This is a genomic window from Paracoccus onchidii, assembly GCF_028294535.1.
Lineage (GTDB): Bacteria > Pseudomonadota > Alphaproteobacteria > Rhodobacterales > Rhodobacteraceae > Paracoccus > Paracoccus onchidii.
The window spans coordinates 102,399-111,661 of sequence record NZ_JAQBIE010000014.1; the positions used below are offsets into that span (position 1 = coordinate 102,399).

Here is a 9,263-nt window from a genome sequence, read left to right on the forward strand (position 1 = left end):
TGACGGTTCACATCATGCGGCTGACGCGGGCGGGAAGGTCGCGATCAGGCGCGCTGCCCGACATGGCGTCCGGCCTGATCGGGCCTGGGCAACGCTGTGTGGCGCGTGGCCAGTTGTGCAAGCGCCTCGGCGACCTCGCCTTCGGGCGGGCAGGAACGCCTGCTGTCCAGATCGACATGCAGCAGCATGGTTTCCATGGTCGCGACCAGCGTTTCACCGTTCTGAATCCGGTGGAACAGATGCATTTTCTTTCCTTCTCCTGCCAGAACCTGAGTGGTTACACGCAGTGTGGCACCTTCCTTTGCCTCGGCCAGATAGCTGATGTGGTTCTCGACCGTGAAATAGGATTTTCCCCTGGCAATGTAATCAGGGCCTGCGCCGACGATTTCCATCATGCGGTCGGTCGCCTGTGTGCCGATTTCAAGGTAATGCGCCTCATTCATGTGGCCATTGTAATCGGTCCAGCTGCTGGGAACGACACGATGCACGGTTTCGATCAACTGATCGGAATGCGGCAAGGGCGGGAACCCGGCCTCGTGATCGGCAATGACCTTCCCCGCGCCAGCCTGGTTGCGGCGCAATGCGCGCAGAATGCCGACCAGGTTGTCATCGCGCAGACGTTCCAGCTGACGGATCGACATCTGGCCTGATTGCCGGTCGGATTGCGTTGCGATCAGATCAACCAGTTCCGGAGTGAATTCCGGCACATCCATCAGCTTGGTCCAGGGCCAGGACAGGGCCGGCCCGAACTGTTCCATGAAATGTTTCATGCCGGCTTCGCCACCGGCAACGCGATAGGTTTCGAAGATCCCCATCTGCGCCCAACGCAGGCCGAATCCCATGCGGATCGCATCGTCGATTTCCTCGGTGGTGGCGATGCCGTCGGTGACCAGCCAAAGGCATTCGCGCCAGACTGCTTCCAGCAGCCGATCGGCGATATGCGCGTCGATTTCCTTGCGCAGTGTCAGGGGGCGCATGCCGATGTCACGCAGAATGCTGTCGGCTTTTGCACATTGATCCCGATCTCCGACCAGCTCGACCAGCGGCAGCAAATAGACCGGGTTGAACGGATGGGCCACGATGGCGCGCGCACCCTGTGCGGTCAGCTGGGATGGTTTGAACCCTGACGTGGACGACCCTATGATCGCATCCACTGGCGCAGCCTGATCCAGTTTCGCCAAAACCTTGTGTTTGAGGTCAAGGCGTTCGGGAACGCTTTCCTGCACCCAGTTGGCCCCGGCCACAGCGTCATCCAGACCGTCATGAAAGCTCAAGCTGCCTTCCGGCGGAAGCGCACGATCATAAAGTGCGGGCAGGGATCGGCGTGCGCCATCGATCACTTCGCCGATCTTGCGTTTGGCCTCGGGGTCGGGGTCAAAAATCGCGACATCCCAGCCATTCAGCAGGAACCGCGCCGCCCATCCGCCGCCAATGACGCCGCCGCCGATAATTGCTGCCTTCCTGGTCATGCCGGTGCCCTCTTTTGCAGGTTCAAACGTGTCCGCACGGCATCCGGGCCGATGACATGTGCGCCCATCCCTTCAATGACGGTCACGGCGCGTTCGACCAACTGCGCATTCGTTGCCAGCACACCCTTGTCCAGCATCAGGTTATCTTCGAGGCCGACGCGCACGTTGCCCCCCGCCAGGACCGCAGCAGCGACGTAGGGCATCTGATCCCGCCCGAGGCTGAATGCCGACCAGTTCCAGTCCTGCGGGATCGCATTCACCATCGCCAAATAGGTATTCAGGTCATTGGGTGCCCCCCATGGCACGCCCATGCAAAGCTGCACCAGTGCCGGCGCGTCCAGCACCCCGTCCTCGACCAGTTGTTTCGCAAACCACAGATGCCCGGTATCGAATGCCTCGATCTCGGGCTTGACACCCAGATCAGTCATCATCCGCCCCATGGACCGAAGCATTCCGGGCGTGTTGGTCATCACATAATCCGCCTCGGCGAAATTCATGGTGCCGCAATCCAGCGTACAGATTTCGGGCAGGCAATCCGCGATATGGGCCATGCGCTCGGTCGCGCCGGCCATGTCGGTTGCGGCCTGATTGACCGGCAAGGGGGATTCGGTCGGGCCAAACACGATATCTCCGCCCATGCCCGCAGTCAGGTTGAGCACAACATCGGTGTCGCTGTCGCGAATGCGTTCGGTCACTTCGCGAAACAATGCGGGGTCACGCGACGGCGTGCCGGTTTCAGGATCGCGGACATGGCAATGGACGATCGCGGCGCCCCCACGCGCGGCCTCGATCGCGCTATCGGCGATTTCCTTGGGGCTGCGGGGGACATGAGGGCTTCTGTCCTGTGTGCTGCCCGATCCTGTAACGGCACAGGTGATGAAAACATCCCGGTTCATCGCAAGTGGCATGATTGTTTCCTTTGTCCTAGCGGCCCTTCCAGACCGGATCTCGTTTTTCGGCAAAGGCGCGCGCACCTTCTTGTTGATCCTCGGAACGGTACAACCGCTCGACGGTTTCGAACTGGCTGCGTCCGATACGGTTCATTGCGTCCTGAAAGGACATGTCTTCGGCCTCGCGCACGATTTCCTTGATTGCCGCGAAGACCAGCGGCGGCCCCGACGCCAGTTCCGCGGCAAGATCGTGTGCCTGCTGCAGCAAGCTGTCGGCGGGCACGACGCGATTGACCAATCCCCACCGGGCAGCTTCAGCCGCATCGAACCAACGACCGGTCAGCAACATTTCCATCGCGATATGATAGGGAATGCGCTTTGGCAGCTTGATCGAGGCAGCATCGGCGACGGTGCCGGATCTGATTTCCGGCAAGGCAAAGGTCGCATGATCGGCGGCCAGAATGATGTCGGCAGACAGCATCAGTTCAAGCCCGCCGCCACAGGCAATCCCGTTCACGGCGGCGATGACCGGTTTGTTCAGGCCCCGCAGTTCCTGCAGCCCGCCGAAACCGCCCTTGCCATAGTCGCCATCTACGGCATCGCCATCCGCTGCCGCTTTCAGATCCCAGCCCGGACAGAAGAACTTTTCGCCCGCGCCCGTGACGATGGCCACACGCAGTTCGGGATCATCGCGGAAATCGGTAAATACCTCACCCATGATCCGACTGGTTTCCAGATCGATGGCATTGGCCTTGGGTCGGTCAAGGGTCACCTCCAGAACATGGCCGTTCCTTGTGGCGCGTATCGGGCCATCAGTCATCTTTCTCTCCTTTTATCAGCAGGATATCCGCCGCAATGGCAAAATCTGGGCCGCAGATCAGCGGGTTGATGTCCAGCTCGGATATTTCACCTTGATGTTGCATCACGAATGCCTGAACGGCCAACACCGCGTCCAGGATCGCGTTGCGGTCGGCCTTGGGCCCGCCGCGCCATCCGTCAAGCATGTCTGCAATACGCAAAGCCGACAGCGCGGCATCTATTTGTTCGCGCGACACCGGCAGCAGCAACGATTTGCGATCCTGCAACAATTCGGTCAGGGTTCCACCCGCCGCAAGCGTCAGCAGATAGCCGTGGGCCGGGTCGCATGTCACGCCGATCAACAGTTCGGCGATGCCGCGATCGATCATTTCCTCGACAAGGAAGCTGGTGCAGGGCATCGCTTGTGCGGCGGTCAGAACCTCCGCCTGATCTTGCAGGTTCAGCCTGACGGCACCGGCTTCGGTCTTGTGGGCGATTCCCTCACCTTTCAGGACGACCGGAAAGCCGATTTCGGTGGCCAGATCTGCCGCCTGCTGGACCGAGCCTGTGCGTTGCGATCGTGGCACGCGCAAGCCATATGATCCAAGCAGGGCCTTGGCCTCGGCTTCGGACAAGGGTTTTGGGTTGCGCGGTATTGTGGCCCCAAGAACGGGCCCAGCCGGCTGACGCGCCATATCGAACCGGCTGGCGGCCGCGATGGCCCCCAACCCGACCTCCAATCCAGCCAAAGGTATCAAACCTTCTGCGATGATTGCTGCGGCCTTGGTTTCGGACAGCGTTTCAGGTAGGGTCGACAGCAAGGCGAGGGGTTTGCCGGTGCGGTGACTTGCGTCGGCGGCAGCCCCGATCACAATGTCCCATTCTTCGTCGGCGCATCGTTCCGGGTGCGGAAAATCCAGAACAATCGCGCCGAGTGCGACATCAGCCGCAAGCATGATCGCAAAAGTGCGCGACATCGCCTCGCGATCTTTCCAGATGAAGGTGTTATAGTCCAACGGGTTGGCAAGAGCGATCTGGTCGCCAAGAACGGCGCGCAGGCCGGAGCACTGGGCCGACGTCAAATCGGGACAGTCCAACCCGAAATCCTGTGCGGCATCCGCGACCAGGCTTGCTTCGCCACCGGAACATGACATGGATGCTATCCGCCGCGAAGGCAGAGGTCCGGCAAGGTGCAACAGTTTCAGTGTTTCCAGCATCACCGACAAAGACGTCACATGGGCGATTCCCAGGCGTTCCATCAGGGCATCGGCACCTGTGCTTGATCCGGCCAGCGATGCCGTATGGGACAGGGTTGCGCTTTGCGCCTTGGCCGATCGCCCGACCTTCATGGCAACGATTGGCTTTTTCAACGTCTGGGCAAGCATTGCAAGTTGTTGAAATTCTGCCAGATCGTCGATCCCTTCGATATGCAGCCCCAATGCTGTCACGCGGGGATCACTCAGCAATGCCGCACCAATCTGCGATATGCCGGTCTGGGCCTGATTGCCGGCCGTCACTACATAGGCAAGCGGCAGCCCGCGTTGCTGCATGGTCAGGTTGATCGCAATATTCGAGGATTGCGTCACGATGGCCACACCCTTGTCGACGCGTGTTGCGCCATGTTGGTCCGGCCAAAGGGCAGCACCATCCAGAAGGTTCAGGAACCCGTAGCAATTCGGTCCCAGGATCGGCATGTCACCCGCCGCGCGGACTAGCGTATCCTGCAACGCGCTGGCCCCGTCGATTTCCCCCGAAGCTTCGGAAAACCCCGCCGCGAAACACACGGCGCCACCGACATCGCGCGCGGCCAGAGCGGCGACGATCTGCACAGACGCGCGACTGTTGACGCCAATAAAGGCGGCGTCAGGGCCGGTGGGAAGGTCGTTCACCGACCCAAATACCTCTAGCCCGGCAAGCTCTTTGCGATGTGGATGCACGGGCCAGATATCTCCGGCAAAGCCGATGCGGCGGCATTCGCGAATGACATTGGCGCACCATGTGCCGCCGCCGATGACGGCGATGCTGGCAGGGCGCAGCAATCGGGACAGGTTGGGCATGGCTTATGCACCCAACGGGCGGAACAGTTCGCGGCTGATAATGTGGCGTTGAACCTCGCTGGTGCCGTCCCAGATGCGTTCGACCCGTGCATCGCGCCAGAAACGTTCGATCGGGAAATCATCCATCAGCCCCATGCCGCCAAAGATCTGCAGGGTCGTGTCCGTGACATGAGCCAGCATTTCCGTCGCAAAAACCTTGGCCGAGGCAATTTCACGGTTTGCGGGCAGGTTCTGATCCAGCCGCCACGCGCCCGCCAGGGTCAGCCATTCGGCCGCGTCGATCTGGGTGATCATATCTGCGACCTGAAAGCTGATGCCCTGGAATTTCGCAATGGCCTGCCCGAATTGCTTGCGTTCGGCCGCGTAGTTCAGCGCATAATCGAAACAGCGCCGTGCCCGACCCACCGACATCGCGGCGACAGTCAGGCGTGTTGCATATAGCCATTCGTTCATCACGGCAAAACCACCATCGACTTCGCCCAGAACCGCCGAGTCGGGCAGGCGGCAATTGTCGAAATACAGGATCTGGTTCTTGTATCCGCGATGGCTGACCGAATTGTAACCTTCGCGCACCTCAAAGCCGGGATGCCCACGATCTACCAGAAAGCAGGTGATGCGCTTCTTGGGGCCCTTTGGTGTGTCGTCGACGCCGGTTGCGACAAAGACAATAAAGAAATCAGCATGCTCCGCACCGGAAATGAAATGCTTGGTGCCGTTGACAAGCCAGTCCTTTCCGTCACGCTTTGCCTGGCATTTCATGCCGCGCACATCCGAGCCGGCGTCGGGCTCGGTCATGGCCAGTGCATCCATCCTTTCCCCGCGCACGGCCGGCAGCAGATAGCGTTCGCGCTGTTCGTCACGACAGGCCATCAAAATGTTCTGCGGGCGGCCAAAGAAATGCGTCAGGGCCATTGATCCCCGGCCCAACTCGCGCTCGACCAGAGTAAAATCCAGATGCGACAACCCGGCACCGCCAACCTCTTCCGGGAAATTGCAGGCATAGAAACCCAGTTCCAACGTCTTGCGCTTGATGTCATGCGCCAGCTCGTTGGGGACCTGGCCAGTCCGTTCGACTGCGGCCTCGTGTGGATAGATCTCATTCTCGACAAAGCTGCGAACGGTCGAGACAATCATGTCCTGTTCTTCGGTCAATCCGAATTGCATGGCATCACCTAAGCTGAACTGTTTCCCAACAGCCTGCCGCATCGATCCGAATGGTGCTGTGCATCATTGGCAGATAATTGTGCAAGATGCGATTATCCTGTGCATTTCCTGTGACCTCTTTTCCTGTGTTACGCAGTGGCAAACGTTGCCAGTGCCAATCAGGGCCACTAAAGTTGCGCGAATGCCCCTGATCTGGAAGCTACCGTGACAGACCTGCCCGATGACCTTTGCGGGTCCGAACTCGACAGCCATGAAACTGCGGGTCTCGCACTTGACGGTGCTTTTCGGCGTGATGTCGAGGCGGTCTTGTCCAACCCTTCGGCGATGACGATGCTGGAAACGGTTTGTATGGCGACCGGGCTGCGATTTGCTGCAATCGCGCGGGTAACAGCGGATCGTTGGGTGACATGTTGCGCCGTTGATCGTCTGGCATTCGGGCTGCGGCCCGGGGACGAGCTACGTATAGACACCACCTTGTGCCAGGATGTCGAACAATCGCACCAGGAAATCGTCATTGACGACGTGCTGTCAGATCCCGCGTATTGCAACCATCAGGTCCCGCGCGACTATGGCTTTCGCAGCTATTTGTCCTTTCCCGTCTACCGTAAGGACGGAGAGTTCTTTGGAACGCTGTGCGCACTGGATCCCGAACCGAACCGGCTAAGCGATCCGCGGGTTCTCGACATGATCCGCCTGTTCGCCCGTATCGTCGGTGAGACAATAGATGCCCGTGACCAGTTGAACCAGGCCTGTGACGGGCTGATCGAAGAACGTCACAAGGCCGAGGCGCAAGAACAGTTCATTGCAATTCTTGCCCATGACCTGCGTAATCCGCTTAGCGCGGTCGACGCGGGATTGCGGATGATTGGCCGCTGTCAGATTGACGATCAGGCCCGGCAGATCCTGTCACTGATCGAAGGTTCTACTCTGCGGATGCGGGGTCTCATTGACAACCTTATGGATCATGCCCGTAACCGGCTTGGCGGCGGGATCGTGCTTTCGCGCAGCAGGGTTGGCGATCTTGCCGAGGTATTTGACCATATCATCGCCGAGTTTCGGACGGTCTCGCCTGATCAGCCGATCGAAGCGGAATTTTCGTTGCCGCAAAATATCGATTGTGATCAGGCGCGTGTGGCGCAGTTGCTATCGAACCTTCTGGGAAATGCGATCAAGCATGGCACACCGGGTCAGCCTGTCATGGTGCGCGCATATATTGATGACGACAGGTTCAATCTGAGCGTGACCAACAGAGGCGCGGCCATCTCTCCGGATGAAATGCCGATGTTGTTTCAGCCTTTCCGGAAATCGCACAGCAACCCCAACAAGGATGGTCTTGGATTAGGGCTGCATATCGCGTCTGAAATTGCCCGGGCCCATGGCGGCAGAATGGATGTTCATTCAGATGACAATGCAACTGAATTTCGTTTCCACATGCCTCTCTGAACAGACTTGGGGGCAGCCCGCCTGATCAACCGGCGGGCCGCCTCGTCTCAGAAATCCCAGTCTTCGTCCTCGGTCGCGACCGCCTTGCCGATCACATAGGACGACCCCGAACCCGAGAAGAAGTCATGGTTCTCGCTATCGGGCGACAGCGCTGCCATGATTGCGGGATTGACCTCGCAAGCGGCGGGCGGGAACAGTGCCTCATAGCCGAGGTTCTGCAGCGCCTTGTTGGCGTTATAATGCAGAAACGCCTTTACATCCTCGGTCAGGCCGATCCCATCATACAGCTCGGCAGTGTATTTCGACTCGATGTCATACAGATCGAAGATCAGCGCAAAGGCGAAATCCTTCAGCTCGGCCTTCTTCGCCTCATCCAGCTTTTCCAGCGCGCGCTGATATTTGTAACCGATATAATAGCCGTGAACGGCCTCGTCGCGAATGATCAGGCGGATCAGGTCGGCGGTATTGGTCAGCTTGGCACGGCTGGACCAGTACATCGGCAGGTAGAAACCCGAATAGAACAGGAAGCTTTCCAGGAACACACTGGCGATCTTGCGCTTCATCGGATCGGCGCCGGCATCGTATTCGTCCAGGATCAGGCGCGCCTTTTCCTGCAGATGCGGGTTTTCCTCGGACCAGCGGAAAGCCTCGTCGACCTCCTTCGTCAGACACAGGGTCGAGAAGATCGAGGAATAGGACCGTGCGTGCACCGCTTCCATGAAGGCGATGTTCGACAGAACTGCCTCTTCATGCGGCGTCTGCGCATCGCCCATCAAGCGCGGCGCGCCCACGGTGTTCTGGATCGTGTCCAGCAGCGTCAGCCCGGTGAACACCCGGATGGTCAATTCGCGCTCTTCCGGGCGCAGCGTTGCCCAGCTTTGAACGTCATTGGACAGCGGCACCTTTTCGGGCAGCCAGAAATTCACCGTCAGCCGGTTCCAGACCTCAAGGTCCTTCTCATCCTGCAGCCGGTTCCAGTTCACCGCCCGCTGCACCTGCCGCATCACCTGATCCTTCATGGGAGGTTCACCGTTAATTAAGAGCCTATAGTTGTTGCTATTGTATTGAGCTATAACGTGCAACCGAGAGATTACTGTTCCGGGGGGCATGCGGCCCGCATATCGTAAGCGCTTGGTCGGGACTGCACAATATATGGCCGATACTGGTGCTGGCTGTGTGCGCGGCGATCACGACTGCCGCTTCCGCTTTTAGAAGAGCAGTTTGTTTGCTCGGGAACCAGGATCGGCCCACCTCGTTTGTGCTCCCGCCTCCATTTCAGGCCGCTGTGAGGGTGGCTTTCGCTATAGTTTTCGATCCGGTCTCTGAATAGCCCCTAGATTCGTAGACGCCTTCTTCCCTAATTTTGAGGCAAGGAGGCCGAGATGGGCAAAGGCAATTTCAGCGCCGAGTTCAAGCGTGACGCGGTCGCGCAGATCACCGAG

General features: G+C 59.2%; 7 protein-coding genes. 1 reads left to right on the forward strand and 6 read right to left on the reverse strand.

The genetic code is table 11. The annotated features are described in order from the left end of the window. Positions 1-44: 44 nt before the first annotated feature. From PAF17_RS12375 to PAF17_RS12395, 5 genes are read right to left on the reverse strand one after another with little or no spacing between them, the layout of a single operon-like run. On the reverse strand, positions 45-1,469 hold the full coding sequence (locus tag PAF17_RS12375; RefSeq protein ID WP_271889414.1) for a carnitine 3-dehydrogenase: 1,425 nt from the start codon (positions 1,467-1,469) through the stop codon (positions 45-47). Continuing rightward, positions 1,466-2,377 carry a BKACE family enzyme gene (locus tag PAF17_RS12380; RefSeq protein WP_271889415.1) on the reverse strand — a complete coding sequence of 304 codons (912 nt, stop codon included), beginning with the start codon at positions 2,375-2,377 and terminating at the stop codon, positions 1,466-1,468. Before PAF17_RS12380 ends, PAF17_RS12375 begins: the two co-directional genes overlap by 4 nt. 16 nt (positions 2,378-2,393) lie before the next feature. After that, positions 2,394-3,179 (reverse strand): carnitinyl-CoA dehydratase, encoded by a 786-nt coding sequence (locus tag PAF17_RS12385; RefSeq protein ID WP_271889416.1) that lies wholly within the window; start codon positions 3,177-3,179, stop codon positions 2,394-2,396. Further along, complete coding sequence (locus tag PAF17_RS12390) at positions 3,172-5,214, reverse strand: acetate--CoA ligase family protein (protein WP_271889417.1); 2,043 nt, start codon at positions 5,212-5,214, stop codon at positions 3,172-3,174. Before PAF17_RS12390 ends, PAF17_RS12385 begins: the two co-directional genes overlap by 8 nt. Positions 5,215-5,217: 3 nt before the next feature. Beyond that, a complete protein-coding gene (locus tag PAF17_RS12395) occupies positions 5,218-6,378 on the reverse strand; it encodes an acyl-CoA dehydrogenase family protein (protein ID WP_271889418.1) in 1,161 nt (386 codons plus the stop codon). A 204-nt stretch (positions 6,379-6,582) separates the two neighbouring features. Here PAF17_RS12395 and PAF17_RS12400 point away from each other — a divergent pair, with 204 nt between their 5' ends. Beyond that, the gene (locus PAF17_RS12400; RefSeq protein WP_271889419.1) at positions 6,583-7,821 is read left to right on the forward strand and encodes a GAF domain-containing sensor histidine kinase; all 1,239 of its coding nucleotides are present in this window, start codon (positions 6,583-6,585) and stop codon (positions 7,819-7,821) included. Positions 7,822-7,868: 47 nt separating this feature from the next. On the opposite strand, the gene nrdF is transcribed toward PAF17_RS12400, so the two are convergent. Further along, the gene (gene nrdF, locus PAF17_RS12405) at positions 7,869-8,825 is read right to left on the reverse strand and encodes a class 1b ribonucleoside-diphosphate reductase subunit beta (protein ID WP_408636418.1); all 957 of its coding nucleotides are present in this window, start codon (positions 8,823-8,825) and stop codon (positions 7,869-7,871) included. Positions 8,826-9,263: the final 438 nt, after the last annotated feature.

Excerpts from the sequence above, each read along its gene's own strand:
- PAF17_RS12385 (WP_271889416.1), bottom strand. The coding sequence starts at position 3,179 with ATGACTGATGGCCCGATACGCGCCACAAGGAACGGCCATGTTCTGGAG.
- PAF17_RS12395 (WP_271889418.1), bottom strand. The coding sequence starts at position 6,378 with ATGCAATTCGGATTGACCGAAGAACAGGACATGATTGTCTCGACCGTT.
- PAF17_RS12375 (WP_271889414.1), bottom strand. The coding sequence starts at position 1,469 with ATGACCAGGAAGGCAGCAATTATCGGCGGCGGCGTCATTGGCGGCGGA.
- PAF17_RS12380 (WP_271889415.1), bottom strand. The coding sequence starts at position 2,377 with ATGCCACTTGCGATGAACCGGGATGTTTTCATCACCTGTGCCGTTACA.
- nrdF (WP_408636418.1), bottom strand. The coding sequence starts at position 8,825 with ATGCGGCAGGTGCAGCGGGCGGTGAACTGGAACCGGCTGCAGGATGAG.
- PAF17_RS12390 (WP_271889417.1), bottom strand. The coding sequence starts at position 5,214 with ATGCCCAACCTGTCCCGATTGCTGCGCCCTGCCAGCATCGCCGTCATC.